This window comes from Paenibacillus sp. OAS669 (genome assembly GCF_014873645.1).
Taxonomy (GTDB): Bacteria; Bacillota; Bacilli; order Paenibacillales; family NBRC-103111; genus Paenibacillus_S; species Paenibacillus_S vulneris.
In genome coordinates this window covers 50,648-66,713 of sequence record NZ_JADBDR010000016.1, presented here as the reverse complement: position 1 = coordinate 66,713, position 16,066 = coordinate 50,648, and the positions used below count along the sequence as shown (strand labels likewise).

The following is a 16,066-nucleotide window of genomic DNA, read 5'->3' as shown; positions in this document are numbered from 1 at the left end:
CAGGTGCTCCTGTTACAGAGCTAGGGTATCGCGATCGCTGCTTATGATAAGGCTTCGCCGTACCTGATAAGGTCGGCATGGCGACATGCCGGTGAACTGGGGTGGCAACGCGAAATCGGACTCTCGCCCCCAAGATGAATCTTGGGGGTGGGAGTTTTTTTGTTGTTCCGAGGTCCATAAGTGAAAAAAAGTTAGGAGGTCATCTGTACAATGGGAAATGGGAGCGTATCAAGCATGGAGAATAAGCCGCTAAATGCGATGGAGGAAATGGTCGCACAGGATCTGGCGATGCAAGGGCCGAATGAGCAAAAGGTCTGCACCCGGTTTCCGCCGGAGCCGAACGGGTATCTGCATATCGGCAGCGCCTACGCCATTAACATTAATTATTCGATAGCCAAAACCTTCGGAGGCAGATTTCACCTGCGAATGGATGATACAAATCCATTGAAGGAGGACATGGAGTACGTTCAGGCGATCATCGAGGATATGAAGTGGCTTCAATTCGATCCCGGGCCATTCATTTATTACGGCTCGGATTATTCCGACCGGCTCTATGATTACGCCGTGCAGCTTATAAGGAAGGGACTTGCCTATGTGTGCGACCTAAGCGCGGATGAAGTCCATGACTATCGCGGCACCTTGACCGAGCCGGGCAAGGAAAGTCCTTACAGAAACCGGACCGTGGAGGAGAATCTCGATTTGTTCCACAGAATGAAGCAGGGGGAATTTCCGACAGGGGCGCGGGTTCTTAGGGCCAAGATCGACATGGCTTCGCCGAACATGAACATGCGAGACCCGGTCCTGTATCGGATAATCCATGCGCATCATTACCGGACGGGGGATCAGTGGTGCATCTATCCGATGTATGATTTTGCCCATCCTTTGCAGGACGCGATCGAAGGCATTACCCACTCGTTATGTTCAATGGAGTTCAAGGACCACCGGCCTCTGTACGAATGGGTTCTGAATGCGTTAGATATCCATCCCGCTCCAAAACAAAGAGAGTTCGGAAGGCTGAATATCCAAGGCACGGTTACGAGTAAGCGGTACTTGAGAGAATTGGTGGCGGGAGGCTTCCTGGAAGGCTGGGATGATCCGAGGCTGCCGACGATCAAAGGCTTGAGACGAAGAGGCTATACGCCGGAGAGTATCCACCGTTTTCTGGATGAAATCGGGGTATCCAAGTCGTGGAGCACGGTCGATATATCGCTGCTGGATCATTTTGTACGCGATCATTTGAAAACGACGGTGCCTTGCGTGATGGCGGTTCTCAGGCCGTTGAAGGTCGTCATTACCAACTATCCGGAGGGTCAGGTGGAGTGGCTGCCGATCCCGAACAACCCGGAGAATGAGGAGCTCGGGGATAGGAAGGTTCCTTTTTCACGGGTGCTCTATATCGAGCGGGACGATTTCATGGAGCATCCTGTCAAGGGCTTTCATAAGCTGTCCCCAGGCCAGGAGGTCAGACTTAAGGGCGCTTATTATTTACGATGTGAAACGTTTAGAAAGGACCCGGTCACAGGGGAGATTACCGAGCTGCACTGCACCTACGATCCGCAGACCAAAAGCGGTAGCGGCTTCACCGGCAGAAAGGTCAAAGGAACGATTCATTGGGTATCGGAGGAGCATGCGGTGAATGCCAGCGTCAGGCTGTATGACAAGCTGCTGCTTGATGAGGGGGCGTTGCAGGACGAGGAGGCTGACTGGGGGGACAAAATCAACCCGGACTCCATGATCGAGCTGACAGATTGCTTCGTCGAGCCTTTCTTATCCCAAGCGCCGCCGGAGAGCCGGTATCAATTTATGCGGCACGGCTATTTTTGCGTAGATTCCAAACATTCCTCGTCGAAGCGGCTGATGTTCCATAGGACCGTTTCTTTGAAGGACGGCTGGAAAAGGACATAAGGCGGAAGGCGGACTAATTTTGCCGCAAATAGGCAGTTGGAGCAGCGGGTCGTTTTTGAACGGTCCGCTTTTTTGTGCCGCGCGCAAGGGAAACGGGGCATTTACCAGCATTCGAGAAAAGCGCAGATATCGTTATTTATTGGAAATGTATTAATAGGTAGGATATTTATAGCAATATGTCGAATACAACTTAGGTAACCATAGGATGGCTGAGCCGTCCAATACAGCAAATAGGAGAATTATTTTGCAAAAGCTAGCGTCATTTTTATTGGATATCGTCGGTTTGTTCTTCCAAGGACTGATATTTATAGCGGCTATAGGATGCTCTTATGGTCTGTTGATCGATTGGACCATGCATAAGCGGTTAATGAATTCGTTTCATGCCAGCAGCGATATTATGAGCTATTGCATTCAGCAGCTGGCGGAGGACGGACCCTTGGCCGCGGCCATTCTCACAGGATTGACGATCGCAGGACTGATCGGGTGCTACTTGCTTGGCATCATCATTTCGTATTTCGGCAAATGGCTGCTGGAGCGCGGTCCCCTCGATCGCAACCGTGCCATCTGCTTCAAGGAAAATACGGAAGTGTTGGAAGGGGTAAAATTAAAGCTGTACGCGGAATTTCATGTTACGCTGCGCGAAATACGGGTCAAAATGGGATGGGCCCCGTTCTACCGCTGGGCCTCGCATCTGGCGTCCATCCGGGGCTGGAAGACGCCGCTGCTTCTGTACAAGCTGCGCTGCAGCACGTACCGCTCTTTGACGGGGATTTTTGCCGTCGCATGCTGCTTCGTCTTTGTTCTGCAGCTGCTGAATGTTGTGTTATCCTACTCGTATGCCATTAATTTGCATTGGACGATGTTCGTGCTGCTCTGCATCGCTTTCTTGGCGGCGGCTTACGTCTCCAAGCGCTTCTACGAGGAGGATTACCTCCGTACGGGGAACGAGTCCGTCATGATCTTGAACTCCTATTTCGCCTCCTCATCCGAGGGGAAGGAGGAGTAATTCCCTTCTACTCCTCACAACAAAAGGACACATCCAAGAAGGATGTGTCCCAGGATGTCGAGAGACCCTGTTTTGCGCGAAATATGCTATATGTGGAGGTGGGGTATGCCTCGGAGGAGTTTACGTCCGCCTTTGAAACCCGTGAAAATACCGCTAAATCTAATCCCATTCACGGGTTTCAACAGCGGCTGGAGGGGCATACCCCATCGGAGTATATTGGCAATAGTTCAAGCTCAATAGGTTTCTCGACAGACTCAGGACACATCCAAAAAGGATGTGTCCTTTTGTACTTTCCGCCTCTCACCAAATAGCGATGAATAGCGCAGAAAAGCTCATTCTACCCTAAGCAGCGCAAGGCTGCATACATATTCTTGTAGGCAAAACAGGGGAAGCGGATGTATGATAGTAGCAGACATTTGCACAATCCTAATGCTTTTTTGGTTGAGTGGGAGGCTATCATGGATCAAGACAAATTGCAGCTTCAGCTCATGCGAAGCTATCTGGACAATACCCAGATTACGCTGCAAATGGCGCATTACACGAAGGTAGGCACGAACTGGCGGGTCTCCAACATGATGACGGACGTCAACCGCCTGTATTATATCCGGGAAGGCGGCGGCTGGATTCATATCCGCGGCAAGGATTATTATCCCGAGCCCGGCCAGCTGTTCCTGCTGCCTGCAGGCATGCGGCTGTCTTACGCTCCGGAGAACGATAATCCGCTAGGCAAATATTGGTGCCATTTCTCGGCGACGGTAGGGGACGTGAACCTGTTTCAAATGCTCGACCTGCCTCATTGGATCACCGTAAAGGACGAGCCGCTGCTCGAAAAGCAATTTCAGCAGCTGCTGGAGCTGCATACGGATAGCTCCGTTACGGCGCCATTGCGCATAAAATCCATCCTGTTCGAGATTATATCCGAATACATCGAGCAATCGGAGACGCAGCTGCACTTGGCGGCGACCTCCAGCACGTCCAAGATCAATATCGTCCTGTCCTATATCGAACGTCATCTCGCCGAGCCGATTACTGTCGAGGAATTGGCGAAGCTGGTCCATTTTCACCCGAACTATTTCATGCATTATTTCAAATCGATGATGGGGCTCTCTCCCATTGTGTATATCAACAAGAAGCGTCTGGAGAAGGCGCGCCGAATGCTGGCTACGACCGATCTGTCGATATCCGCGGTAGCGGACAAGATTGGAATGGAGCTGTATTATTTCTCTAGGATATTCAAAAAACAGTCCGGCCTTTCCCCGTCGGAATACCGCAAAGCATCCGGCAAGGCTATTTTCCCGGAAGAAGAGGTGCTGGAGCAGCCTTGAATGACGGGACAGTCACTCTTTATGAAGCCGTTACAGGCTACGGGCAGCTGGAACTGGCGGACCCCGACGGGTGAGGGTTGGCAGGTTTATCATAACTATTTGACTATACAGCAGGCTAATAGGAAGCACCGCGCCGCCACCCGAAGTAAAGTCTCTTCACCAACTGGAAAAAACAGGTGTAATCCTGTTTCGCATCGGGTAAATTAGAAGTGAGCTTATCTTTATATCGAATGGAACTGAATGTTGAAGGAGGACCTGACGATGGATGAAAAAGAATGGGAAGAGCAGCTCGCGCGCAAGCTGACGGAAGGAGAAATGGATACGGAGGATACCGAGGAAGCGGCCCGCAAGCGGCTGCCGATCAAGACGGAAATCCGTATACAGGCTCAGATCGATCCTGTCGTACGGGAAACCAAGCTGTACCGGCAGATGGCTCGAGAGGTCGACGACCGGTATGACCGCTGGGTTAAGGAAGAACCGTCAGACCCTGATAGCAAAAAGTAACGGATAACAAGCTGGCATCGCTTTGGACGGTGCCGGCTTATTTTTTTCGGCTTTTATGAGAGGACTTGGTCGGTTCCGACATGCGCAAAAAGCCCTGGTTCCGGCGCGAGCTGCACGGTATCGGGGCTTTAGTTCATAAATCATTCGGCACATTAATCAAAGGAACGCTTGTAGCGATACGGGGTCAGCCCCACATGCTTTTTGAACAGCTGGCAAAAATAAGGGAAATTGCTCAGCCCGATCGACTGGCCGACCTCCTGAACGGTCAAATCGCTTGTTTTCAACAGCCAGCACGCCTGCCGGATCCGCCTTGCGGTCAAGTATTCCGTAATGGTGGTCCCCGCTGTTTGACGAAATACAGCCGAGATGTGATTCGGCGATAGATGAACGGCTTTGGCCAGGCTTTCCAAATGGAATTCCTCCATATAGTGCTCCTCGATCCACTCCATGACCTGCTCGGCGCTGGTTGATTTGCTTCGAACGGGTCTCGCCGCCTCTTCCGGATTCCAATGCCCTTTCAGCTCATGCAGCAGAGCGACAAGAAACAGCATTTCCTCTTCCAGAAGATCCTCAGGCTGTGCTTTCTCAATTCGTGTACGGTATACATTCAATAGCTCAACCATCCGCTCTTGAGGCAGGCCGGAGAACACCTGATAAGCGATAGGGTCCTTCCACAGCCAACGAAAGAATGATTGCAGCGATGCAAAAGGTGCTAGATAACGGTCAAGCTCAGAGGGCTCGAATACGAACAAAGAACGGATGTAAGGGGCCTCTTCGCTGATCTTCATTTGAATACGATGCAGCTGAAACGGACGGAAGTACACCAGACTCCCCGGCCCGAGCTTCACGATTTGTTGATTTACGATCACACTGCCGTGTCCTTCATGAACGTATAAAAGCTCCATCCCTTGATGGGCGTGGAAAATTTCAACAAATTCGTGGGTACGGTCTCTGGCGAAGGAGAGCTTAACCGGGTGTCGGTTCAAGTTCATATAGTTCATTATTTTCATCGGTAGTATCACCTCAGTCGGTTAACCGTAATATAACAACATTTTATCATAAACACACCAAACAATGGACGAGCATTTTTTGATAAGCTTGTTTATAGTATTTGGATTTACTGGAGACTCGTTTAGGAAAGGGTCGGTGATCGGCCATGAATGACCGATTCTGCTTCACGGCTTGGCCAGTACGAGCACTTGGCGCAAGCAGATGGTCAGAGGCCGAAGCGTGGCGGCAGCCGACGGCAGACTTTCTCCAATCACTCGCTAAAAATGAAACCACTATAACCAACGGAGTGTGAATAGATTTGATCAAGCGCAGATTAATCGAGCAATGGGAGCATCACCGCGGAAGCCTGGGAGGGCCCTGGGAGGTATGGCGCCAGGACAAGCTGCAGAACCATTATAATGTCCCATGGCATAGCGTAGAGCTGCCTCATTCTTACAACGGACTGGACGTACTGGACCCGAACGGCAAGTATTATCAAGGACAGGGCTGGTACCGTAATAAGCTGGAAGTGAACAACCCTTATCCTCAAGGGAGGACGCTGCTTCACTTTGAGGGAGCGGGCCAGCGTACGGATGTCTATGTATACACGAATAAGGTAGGCTCCCATTTGGGCGGCTATGACGAATTTACGGTAGACATTACGGAAGCTGTTGCGCAGGCGCGCGAAATCGAACGCTACAAAGGACTCATTCCGGTAGCCGTGGCATGCGACAACAGCCGTGAGCTGGAGACGATTCCTTCGGATGCCAGTGATTTTAACCTGTACGGCGGGATATACCGCTATTTGAACCTGGTTTATGTGCCTGCGGTCTCCTTGGAGCGTGTCCATGTGGAGCCGAAGCTGTCTGATGCTCATAGCAGCTGCCGTGTTGCGGTTCGCGCTGCCTTATACAATCCGCAAGGCTTGCAGGAAGAAGTGACCCTGAAGGTCAGCATCAAGGACGGAGAAGGACAGGAGCTGGCTCAATTCCAGCTTCGCGAGAAGCCTTGGACGGGGATGAAGGAGCTTGCTGTAACAGAACTGGCGAACCCTGTGCTGTGGACGACGGACAGTCCTTACTTGTACAGCTGCACGGTGGAGCTGGAAAGTGCATACGGCCGTACGGAACAGGTGGAGCGTTTCGGGGCCCGCAGCTTCGAATTCGTGAAAAGAGGGCCGTTCAAGCTGAACGGCGAGCGTCTGCTGCTGCGCGGTACTCACCGCCACGAGGATCATGCGGGCGTTGGGCCTGCGATGACCGAGGAAATGATCCGCACGGAAATGCAGCTGATCAAGGATATGGGGGCGAACTTCATTCGCCTCGGCCATTACCAGCAGTCTCGCATCGTTCTGGATTTGTGCGACGAGCTGGGAATTCTAGTATGGGAAGAAATTCCTTGGTGCCGCGGAGGTCTTGGAGGCGAGCAGTACCGCCAGCAGTGCCGCGATATGCTGACCGCGATGATCGAGCAGCATTATAACCATCCTTCGGTTATTCTGTGGGGACTCGGCAACGAGAACGATTGGGAATGTGACTTTGACTATTTCGACCAGCAGGAAATCCGCGCGTTCATGAAGGAGCTTCACGATTTGTCGCATAAGCTGGATCCGAGCCGTTTGACCGCGATTCGCCGCTGCGAGTTCTGCAAGGACATTATCGACGTGTACTCGCCTTCGATCTGGGCAGGCTGGTACCGCGGCATTTATACGGATTATGAAGAAAGCAGCCGCCAAGCATTTGAAAACGTCGACTCCTTCTTCCATATGGAGTGGGGCGCGGATAACCTGGCAACGCGTCATGTGGAGAAGACGTACACCGGCTTTGAGTTTATCAAGAGCGGTGACGGCGATACCGATGAGCGTGACGGCGATTATTTGCTGACCGGCGGCGAGCCTCGCGTATCCCGTGACGGCGACTGGTCGGAAACCTACTTCTGCGAAATGATCGACTGGTATTTGAAATCCCAGGAGAAGATGGATTGGCTGACCGGTGCGGCACAGTGGGCGTTCAAGGATTTTGCAACACCAGTTCGTCCAGACTCCCCGATTCCTTATTTGAATATGAAAGGGATCATCGAACGCGACTTTACGAAAAAAGAAGCTTACTACGTGTACCAATCATACTGGACAAGCAAGCCGATGGCCCGCATTTACGGCCATACGATGCCGGTTCGGTGGGGAGCCGCGGATGAGCTGAAAACCATCAAGGTATACTCCAACTGCCCGGAAGCGGAGCTGTTCTTAAATGGCGCAAGCCTCGGCGTGAAAAAGCGCGATTCTCAAAACTTCCCTGCGGCAGGCCTGCGTTGGGAGACCGTACTGAAGCTGGGCATCAACCAGGTGAAGTTAGTAGCGACGAAAGACGGCGTTACGGTAACCGACGAGCTGTCGTTTGAATATCAAACGGAAGCTTGGGGCCAGCCGGTCGAGATCAGACTGAGCTCTGAGAAGCAGGAAGACGGCATCGTTGTCGAAGCGGTTGCTTATGACGCCAACGGCGTACGCTGCCTCGACGCGTTGAACTTCGTCCGGTTCAGTTTAACCGGCGACGGCAAGCTGATCGACCGCCAAGGTACGGTGCGCGGCTCCAGCTTGATTCAGCTGACGAACGGACGCGCACGCATCGTGATTGATCCTGTAGGCGGAGCTGCCGCCAGCGTGCCGGTGACCGGCTTCGTATCGGCAGGGGGACCAGCGGCAAGCGCGGCGGCTAATGGAACAAAGCATGAGCCAGTCTCCGTCGTAAGCGTTGCAAGCGCCGGCTTGCCGACCGCATTCTTAACCATCTAAAGTGATTCGGGCAGGGTGTGCTATGGCGCATCCTGCATCTATAAACTTCATTCGATTTCAGAAGCCATCCTAAAGGAGGATAACGAGCATGACAGCATTGGATACGAGCAAGTTGAAGCAAGCAGCGAATTTGCAAGAAGCACTTCCGCATATTTGGGAGGCTCTGCAGCACAAGGTAGATCGTATGATTACCCAAATCGGGGACAAGTCCCCTCACGTGGCTCCGGCTGATACAGGGGTTTACGACGATATGCGCCATGACTGGTGGACATCGGGCTTCTGGCCGGGCATTTTGTGGATTATGCATGAAATGACAGGCAAAGAGCATTACAAAAATGCAGCCTGGGTATGGGACGAGAAGCTGGAGCAAAAATCGATCCAGCAAAACAACTATCACCACGACGTGGGCTTCCAATACCTGCCTACTGCGGTAATCAAGTACAAGCTGACAGGTGATGAGGACGGCAAGCGCCGCGGGCTGACGGCAGCAAACTTCCTCGCTGGACGCTTCAACATTGCAGGCAACTTCCTCCGCGCATGGAATCAGGAAAAAATCGGCTGGTCGATCGTCGACTCCTCGATGAACCTGTCCATTCTGTTCTGGGCAGCCGAAGAGATCAAGGATCCTCGTTTCAGCCATATCGCTAAAGCTCACGCGGACACTGTTGTGAACCACTTTATCCGCGAGGACGGCTCGGTTAACCATATCGTCAGCTTCAACCCTGAGACCGGTGAGGTCATCGAGTCTCTTGGCGGTCAAGGCGCGGGCCCTCATTCCTCCTGGAGCCGCGGTGCCGCTTGGGCGCTGCATGGCATGGCGAACACGTACCGCTTCACCGGCGATAAGAAATATTTGCGCGCAGCACAGCGCGTAGCGCACTACTTCTTGTCCATGCTGCCGGAAGATCATGTGGCGCATTGGGATTTCCGTGCGGCGGAAAGCTTGGCCGACGAGCCTCGCGACACCTCGGCCGCATCCTGCGCCGCATCCGGCTTGCTGGAGCTGGCCGACGCGCTGCCAGGCGTTGAAGGCAAAGCCTACCGCGACGCAGCGGAGCGTATCCTGCTCTCGCTGACGCAAAACTACGGAACTTGGGACCGTCCTGAACACGAAGCGATTCTGCTCGAAGGAACGGGTAACAAGCCGGCGGGACAAAACGTGAACGTCTCCTTGATCTACGGAGACTACTACTACGTAGAAGCAATCGCCAAGCTGCTCGGCTGGAAAAACCGCATTTTCTAATTGGTTCGGCGTGAGTCGAATCCAAAATGAACCAAGCTCCTTCCCGCTTTGTGCGGGAAGGAGCTTTTTTAAATTTCGTGGCTCCCCGCATGTGCCTGAATCAGCTTCGAAGCCATGGGCCTACTTCGTGGGGGGAACTTGTCGAGAAAACTGATTTTGCGGGAACTATGCTAAATATGGAGGTGGGGTATATCTTGTAAGAGTTTACGTCCGCCTTTGAAACCCGTGAAAATACCGCTAAATCTAATCACATTTCACGGGTTTCAACAGCTGGGGGCTTTGCGTAGCAAAGCCTGCTTCGGAAGCTTGGCTGGAGGGGTATGCCCCACCGTAGTATACTAGCATTAGTTCAAGCCTCATAGGTTTCTCGACAACCTGGCCCCACTTTGTGGGGTTATTTAGTGAGATCGATACAGCCTCGGATTCATTCCCGTCATGCGCTTGAAAAACCGCGAAAATGTAAAAATATCCTTAAAGCCCAGCTCCTCTGTGATATAAGATATATTGAATTCGCTATACCGTAGCATCTCCTTGGCCTTCTCCAGCCTCACACGGTCGATGAAGGATTTCAAATTTTCCCCGGTCAGCTGCTTGAACAGCTTCGATATATGGCTTCGCGTATACGACAGCTGCTCTGCGATCTCATCCACGCTGATAGGTCTGCCGTTCCGCTCCCGCACCATATCGGTAATAGCGCGGACAAGCTGGCTCGGCTCATCCTCCATTTGGCAAAAATCGTCCGATCCGATATACACAAAGAGAGACTCCAGCATTCCCTCCACGAACGTTTTCTCGTAGGGTTTCAGGATCGTTCCGGTAATCGTCGCAAGAAGCGACGCCATAAATTTCTCGGTGAACAGCGATTTTGGAATGACCCCTCCCCATGACGAGTCAGAAGCTTCGCTTCGTTCGAACTTCAATGTAATCCATGCCGCACCAGGAGTATCATAGATAAATTCATGCTCCTGAAAGGGAGGGATCAGCAGCATATCTCCTGCATTCAACACCCTGATGGTATTGTCGTACAGCGTATAGGCAATGTGGCCGCGGGTGACCATTTCCAGCTGCCAGAACGTATGCGAGTGCAAAGCGACCTTCCCGTAGCCGTGTTTTTCCCCTTTAAACAAAATGAGCAGATTGGAGTTCATTGAATACACCTTCCCTCTACAAAGGCATCTCCCCTTACCATATCAACTATCACACAAAACGACAAGTAAAGGCTCGATTTTGCCATTCGTCCCTATTTCGCAAGGTGTTATATTGACTATGTAAAATAATGACGGAGAGGCGTGAATGGAGCATGGCTAAAGTAGGGGTTTTAATGCCGGTTAGTATGCAAAAAGCTATATTTTCAGAAGTAAGCCGCAACGAGCTTGAATCGATTGCTGAAGTGAAATGGAATCCAACGGATGTACAGTTCAACGATGATGAGGCTGCAGCCTTTTTGCAGGATTGCGAAGTGTCTGTAGGCTCCTGGAGGACGCCTAAGCCTACGAAGGCTATATTGGAGGCTTGTCCGTCCCTCAGGCTGTGGGAGCATGCCGCAGGGTCTGTCAAAGGCTTTTTCACGGACGATTTGCGCGGCAGCGATATTGTGATTGCTTCCTGCGCTCCGGCGATAGGGAGGACTGTAGCCGAGATGGTGCTCGGCGAAATGATCATCGGCCTGCGACGAATCCTTCCGAATGCCCAGTCGAACCGAACCGAGTTCCGGCAGCCGGTACCGAACAAATTGTATCTGGCGGCTGCTACGGTCGGCATCATCGGCGCGTCCCAGGTGGGCCGCTACTTCCTGCAGCTCGTACGGCCTTTTGGCCCAAAGGTGCTGCTGTATGATCCGTATATCACGCAGGAAGCCGCCGCAGAGCTCGGGGCGACGAAGGTCGATTCGCTTCTAGAGCTTTGCGAGCAATGTGATGCCATCACGATGCATACCCCGATGACGGACAGCACGCGCCATATGATGGGAGCAAAGGAATTTCAGGCGATGAAGGATGACGCGATTTTTATCAATTCCTCCCGCGGCGGCTGCATTGATGAGCAGGCATTGATTGCAGAGCTTAAGAAAGGACGCCTGTTCGCCTTTCTCGATGTGTCCGATCCGGAACCTGCAGAGATGAGCAATCCGATCCGCACGCTGCCTAACTGCATTTATACGTCCCACTTGGCGGGAGGCCAAAGCTATCATATCGGGAATCAGGTTGTTGAGGATGTAAGGGCTTTCCTGAATGGCTCCAAACCGAAAATGGTCGTTACTTGGGATATGCTGGACCGTTTGGCGTAGCCGGGGAGAGGGGGAAGATCGATTCGATGCTGTATACCTTGTTTCCTAAGTTTTTTCAGAGCTGCGATGTGAACCAGCTTGCTGAGGCTGCCCGTGGGAGCGGATTCGATGCGGTCGATTTGGTGGTCCGTGAAGGCTACTGGGTCACTCCGGACCGATTTGCTGAAGAAGCTCCTGCCTTTGTGAAGTCCATGCAGCGCAGCAGCCTGAAGGTGGAGTTCGCCACAACCGGCTTTTCGCCGGAAATGCTCGCACGGGATGACACACCCTTGAAGATCATGTCCGATGTAGGCATCCGCAGCTTCCGCATGTCGTACTTTTCCTATGACGAGCAAGAGCACTTGTTTACGCAAATGGAGAAAGCCCGTGCCTCGATGTATCAAATGGCGGAGCTGTGCGCCAAATATAAGCTCAAGGCGGTGTACCAAATCCACCACGGGGACCGCATGCTCATTCATCATTCCTATGCGGCACTGTCTCTCGTAGAAGGGCTGCCGTCCGACTATGTCGGCATTATGCCGGACCCGGGCAACCAGTTTCATGAGGGCAACGATAACTGGAGGAGAGCGATTCTATCGCTCGGAAGCTACTTGGCCGGTATGGGAATCAAGGACGCCCAGTACGTGTACAATCCGGAGGGCAGGACGGCTCCGAACAAAGGCTGGAGCAAGCAATGGATGCCTTGTCAGGACGGCGTAACGAATTGGCAGGTCATCGCGAAGGCGCTGCACGAAGCTAAGTTTCAAGGCGTACTGAACTTTCAGCCTTTTTATCATAGCAGTAACTTGGATCTCCTCATTCCTGCGCTTCAGGAAGAGGTGGCATATATCAGGAGCATCATGAGAGAAACGGGGGAGACCGGTCATGAAGCCGTATGATATTACCGTAACCGGGTTGCAGCTATATGAGCTGCCTGTGCAAACCCGCGTCCCTCTGAAGTTCGGGGCTGAGGTACTGACGACCGTAACCTGCGCAAGAGTATGCATTCAGACGGAAAACCGGCTAGGCGAACGTGCCGAGGGATGGGGGGAAACGCCGTTAAGTGTCCAATGGGTATGGCCGAGTTCGCTTAGCTATGAAGCGCGCGAGCAAGCCTTGAAGCAGATTTGCCGGCTCATTGCCGAGGATCTGTCCGGGTGGAAGGAGCAGGGCCATCCGTTCGAGCTGGGCGTACGTTATCAGAAGCAGCGGCTGCCTAAGGTGGTCGATGCCTTTAACGCGAGCTCGGGCTTGCCTGAGCCTGTGCCGTATTTGGCGGCGCTCGTCTGCTTTTCCCTATTTGACATTGCGCTTCATGATGCTTACGGACAGACGAACCGGGTCAACATCTACGAGACCTACAACGGGACTTATATGAACGAGGATTTGTCCGTTTATTTGGAGCCGGCGGCAGGGTCATCGGTTAGCTTTGATGGGTTGTACCCGGAGGATTTTTTCTCCATTCCCAAACACAAAGAATTGGTTGCATGGCATCTAGTAGGAGGCAAAGACCTGCTGTACCGGCACGAATTGACCGGCAGCGAACGCGATGACGGCTATCCGTACACGTTGGAGGATTGGATTGAACGAGACGGCCTGCAATGCTTGAAGGTCAAGCTGACGGGGAATGATGCGGCTTGGGACTACAACCGGCTTGTTCAAGTCGGAGACATTGCATTAGCCAGACGGGTTGTATGGCTGACGGCGGACTTCAATTGCCAGGTTACCGATTGCAGCTACGTGAACGATATCTTGGACCGGTTAATGCGGGAGCATCCGGACATTTATAAAGCGATCTTGTATATTGAGCAGCCTTTTCCTTATGAGCTGGAGGAACATCGGCTCGATGTCCGCAGCGTCAGCGCCAGAAAGCCTTTGTTCATGGACGAGAGCGCCCATGACTGGGAACTGGTGAAGCTGGGGCGGGAGCTGGGTTGGACCGGCGTTGCGCTCAAAACGTGCAAGACACAAACAGGCGCATTGCTAAGCCTCTGCTGGGCGAAGGCACATGGCATGACCTTGATGGTGCAGGATTTAACGAATCCGATGCTTGCGCAAATTCCTCACCTGCTGCTGGCTTATCATGCAGGCACCATTATGGGGGTGGAGACGAACGGAATGCAGTTTTACCCTGAAGCCTCTCATTATGAAGCCCAGGTTCACCCCGGATTGTATCGGAGACAGGACGGCAAGGTACAGCTGGACAGTCTGACCGGTTACGGATTCGGCTACCAGGTCGAACAAATCGCGAGACCGCTCCCGCAGCCCACGGTATGCTATTAGACAGCGGAAAGGCGGTGAAGCTGATGCAAGAGAAGGGCAAGATTCAAATCGGCATTATTGGCATGGGCAATATGGGCAAGCTTTATTATGAGCAGCTGTCTCGGATGGAAGGCTGCCAGGTTGTCTCTATTTGGAGTCAAAAGGAAGAAAAAGTAAATCGACTCGCTGCCGAATACGGAGTTCAGGGCTTTACCGATTATATTGCGATGCTGGATGCAGGCAATCTGGATGCGGTTATCGTGGCGACCCCTCATTATCAGCATACGACCGTAACGATCGAGGCGCTGCGCCGAAATATTCACGTGCTGGTGGAAAAACCGGTAGCCGCCCATGTGAAGGATGCGGAGCGTATGATTGCTGTGTATGAAGAGCAGCGAAGGCATAAGCCGGGTCTCGTATTTGCCGCCATCTATCAGCAGCGAACAGCTCCTGAGTGGCAGTATATCAGGCAAGTGGTGCAGGAAGGCAAGCTCGGAAGGCTAATGAGGTTCGCCTGGTTTAATACGAACTGGTTCCGTCCTCAGGCGTATTTTAACGTAGGGAACTGGCGGGGCACGTGGAAGGGCGAAGGCGGCGGGGTGCTGTTAAATCAGTGCGCGCACAATCTGGATATGATGTGGTGGCTGTTCGGCCTCCCTCAATCGATTACAGCGACGGCTGCATTCGGAAAGTACCATCATATTGAGGTCGAGGATGAGGTTCATGCCATGCTGGAGTATCCGGGTGGGCTGATGGGAAACTTCGTTGCGTCCACGTCGGAGTGCCCGGGCACGGATCGGCTGGAGATCGTCGGCGAATACGGCAAGCTTGTGTATGAGCACAAAAAAGTAACGCTGTATCAAAATACGGAGTCGGCGCTCGGCTACATTCAGCACGCCAAACGGGCCTTCGGTACCGTCCAGCACGACGTGGTGGAGATCGAATGGGATGGAAGTGCGGGTCCTGGACATGAAAGGATTGTGGCGGATTTCCTTCAAGCGATCGCAGACCGGCAGGAACCGTTGGTACCTGCGGCTGAGGGCTTACACTCGCTGATGATTATTAACGGCATGGTATTATCCTCTATCCGCGAGAGCAAGGTGCGTCTGCCGCTAGACTGCGATGAATACGAGCGGGAGCTGCAAAGGCTGATCGAGCATTCCACGTACCGTAAGCCGGAGGCGAGTCAGGATCAGGTTATGGTGGATGTTCGGGAGTCATTTCGGTGAGGGGGATAAAAAGAAGAAACGGCTCTTTGGCTGGTTGAGTCTGTTGTGAAGCCTGAGGGATGTTGAAAAATAGCGCAAGTGCTCCGGTAGGGTATCTCCCTCCAGCCGCTGTTGTTATCAGAAAATTTTCAATTTAGACGCTGAGTAGCGGTGATTTCCTGATAACAAAGGCGGTCGCTAACGCTCTTCCGAGAGCTACCCCACCTTCCATCTTTCACATTTTTCAGGATAAAAAGGCTTATCAACAGACCGAAGAAACGGCGGTGGGTGCCGTTTCTTCTTTTTTAAGAGGGTTTAAGATAGGATTGAAGTAAGAATGTGGTGCACCGGCGAGGTATCCCCTTCCGGCCGCTGTTGTTCTCGGGAAATTTTGATTATAAACCGCTTGAGCGGTGATTTCCTGATAACAAAGGCGGCGCTAACGCTCTTCCGAGAGCTACCCCACCTTCCGCCTTTCACATTTTTCAGGATAAAAAGGCTTATCAACAGACCGAAGAAACGGCGGTGGGTGCCGTTTCTTCTTTTTTAAGAGGGTTTAAGATAGGATT

12 protein-coding genes are annotated in these 16,066 nt (G+C 52.5%); 10 read left to right on the top strand and 2 right to left on the bottom strand.

What is annotated here, in order from left to right; translation table 11 throughout:
• Positions 1-210: 210 nt before the first annotated feature.
• From GGC63_RS27520 to GGC63_RS27505, 4 genes are all read left to right on the top strand, one after another.
• Positions 211-1,905 carry a glutamine--tRNA ligase/YqeY domain fusion protein gene (locus tag GGC63_RS27520; protein ID WP_225948546.1) on the top strand — a complete coding sequence of 565 codons (1,695 nt, stop codon included), beginning with the start codon at positions 211-213 and terminating at the stop codon, positions 1,903-1,905.
• A 244-nt stretch (positions 1,906-2,149) separates the two neighbouring features.
• Positions 2,150-2,911 (top strand): hypothetical protein, encoded by a 762-nt coding sequence (locus tag GGC63_RS27515; protein WP_192705039.1) that lies wholly within the window; start codon positions 2,150-2,152, stop codon positions 2,909-2,911.
• A 458-nt stretch (positions 2,912-3,369) separates the two neighbouring features.
• Positions 3,370-4,236: a helix-turn-helix domain-containing protein gene (locus GGC63_RS27510; RefSeq protein ID WP_079914112.1), complete on the top strand. Its 867-nt coding sequence runs from the start codon at positions 3,370-3,372 to the stop codon at positions 4,234-4,236.
• A gap of 261 nt (positions 4,237-4,497) precedes the next feature.
• Positions 4,498-4,740, top strand: a complete 243-nt coding sequence (locus GGC63_RS27505; RefSeq protein WP_079914113.1) for a hypothetical protein — start codon at positions 4,498-4,500, stop codon at positions 4,738-4,740.
• 152 nt (positions 4,741-4,892) lie between these two features.
• On the opposite strand, the gene GGC63_RS27500 is transcribed toward GGC63_RS27505, so the two are convergent.
• Positions 4,893-5,750: an AraC family transcriptional regulator gene (locus GGC63_RS27500; RefSeq protein ID WP_192705038.1), complete on the bottom strand. Its 858-nt coding sequence runs from the start codon at positions 5,748-5,750 to the stop codon at positions 4,893-4,895.
• A 299-nt stretch (positions 5,751-6,049) separates the two neighbouring features.
• Between GGC63_RS27500 and GGC63_RS27495 the strand changes: the two genes are divergently transcribed.
• Together GGC63_RS27495 and GGC63_RS27490 are read left to right on the top strand one after the other, a co-directional pair.
• Entirely contained in the window at positions 6,050-8,521 is a 2,472-nt protein-coding gene (locus tag GGC63_RS27495) for a glycoside hydrolase family 2 TIM barrel-domain containing protein (RefSeq protein WP_192705037.1), read from the top strand.
• An 88-nt stretch (positions 8,522-8,609) separates the two neighbouring features.
• Entirely contained in the window at positions 8,610-9,764 is a 1,155-nt protein-coding gene (locus tag GGC63_RS27490; protein WP_079914116.1) for a glycoside hydrolase family 88 protein, read from the top strand.
• A 398-nt stretch (positions 9,765-10,162) separates the two neighbouring features.
• On the opposite strand, the gene GGC63_RS27485 is transcribed toward GGC63_RS27490, so the two are convergent.
• Positions 10,163-10,912, bottom strand: coding sequence for a helix-turn-helix domain-containing protein (locus GGC63_RS27485; RefSeq protein WP_192705036.1), 750 nt, complete (start codon positions 10,910-10,912; stop codon positions 10,163-10,165).
• 152 nt (positions 10,913-11,064) lie between these two features.
• Here GGC63_RS27485 and GGC63_RS27480 point away from each other — a divergent pair, with 152 nt between their 5' ends.
• Genes GGC63_RS27480 through GGC63_RS27465 form a run of 4 tightly spaced genes read left to right on the top strand, consistent with a single transcriptional unit; the run spans position 11,065 to position 15,518 of the window.
• Positions 11,065-12,048, top strand: coding sequence for a hydroxyacid dehydrogenase (locus tag GGC63_RS27480; RefSeq protein WP_192705035.1), 984 nt, complete (start codon positions 11,065-11,067; stop codon positions 12,046-12,048).
• Positions 12,049-12,074: 26 nt separating this feature from the next.
• On the top strand, positions 12,075-12,926 hold the full coding sequence (locus GGC63_RS27475) for a sugar phosphate isomerase/epimerase family protein (protein ID WP_192705034.1): 852 nt from the start codon (positions 12,075-12,077) through the stop codon (positions 12,924-12,926).
• Positions 12,913-14,310, top strand: coding sequence for a mandelate racemase/muconate lactonizing enzyme family protein (locus tag GGC63_RS27470; RefSeq protein WP_192705033.1), 1,398 nt, complete (start codon positions 12,913-12,915; stop codon positions 14,308-14,310). The genes GGC63_RS27475 and GGC63_RS27470 overlap by 14 nt, the downstream gene beginning before the upstream one ends.
• A 23-nt stretch (positions 14,311-14,333) precedes the next feature.
• Entirely contained in the window at positions 14,334-15,518 is a 1,185-nt protein-coding gene (locus GGC63_RS27465; RefSeq protein ID WP_192705032.1) for a Gfo/Idh/MocA family protein, read from the top strand.
• The last annotated feature ends 548 nt before the right edge of the window (positions 15,519-16,066 follow it).

Bases quoted from the DNA above. Each gene is read 5' to 3' on its own strand.
- GGC63_RS27520 (WP_225948546.1), top strand. From the start codon at position 211: ATGGGAAATGGGAGCGTATCAAGCATGGAGAATAAGCCGCTAAATGCG.
- GGC63_RS27510 (WP_079914112.1), top strand. From the start codon at position 3,370: ATGGATCAAGACAAATTGCAGCTTCAGCTCATGCGAAGCTATCTGGAC.
- GGC63_RS27505 (WP_079914113.1), top strand. From the start codon at position 4,498: ATGGATGAAAAAGAATGGGAAGAGCAGCTCGCGCGCAAGCTGACGGAA.
- GGC63_RS27500 (WP_192705038.1), bottom strand. From the start codon at position 5,750: ATGAAAATAATGAACTATATGAACTTGAACCGACACCCGGTTAAGCTC.
- GGC63_RS27490 (WP_079914116.1), top strand. From the start codon at position 8,610: ATGACAGCATTGGATACGAGCAAGTTGAAGCAAGCAGCGAATTTGCAA.
- GGC63_RS27485 (WP_192705036.1), bottom strand. From the start codon at position 10,912: ATGAACTCCAATCTGCTCATTTTGTTTAAAGGGGAAAAACACGGCTAC.
- GGC63_RS27480 (WP_192705035.1), top strand. From the start codon at position 11,065: ATGGCTAAAGTAGGGGTTTTAATGCCGGTTAGTATGCAAAAAGCTATA.
- GGC63_RS27475 (WP_192705034.1), top strand. From the start codon at position 12,075: ATGCTGTATACCTTGTTTCCTAAGTTTTTTCAGAGCTGCGATGTGAAC.
- GGC63_RS27470 (WP_192705033.1), top strand. From the start codon at position 12,913: ATGAAGCCGTATGATATTACCGTAACCGGGTTGCAGCTATATGAGCTG.
- GGC63_RS27465 (WP_192705032.1), top strand. From the start codon at position 14,334: ATGCAAGAGAAGGGCAAGATTCAAATCGGCATTATTGGCATGGGCAAT.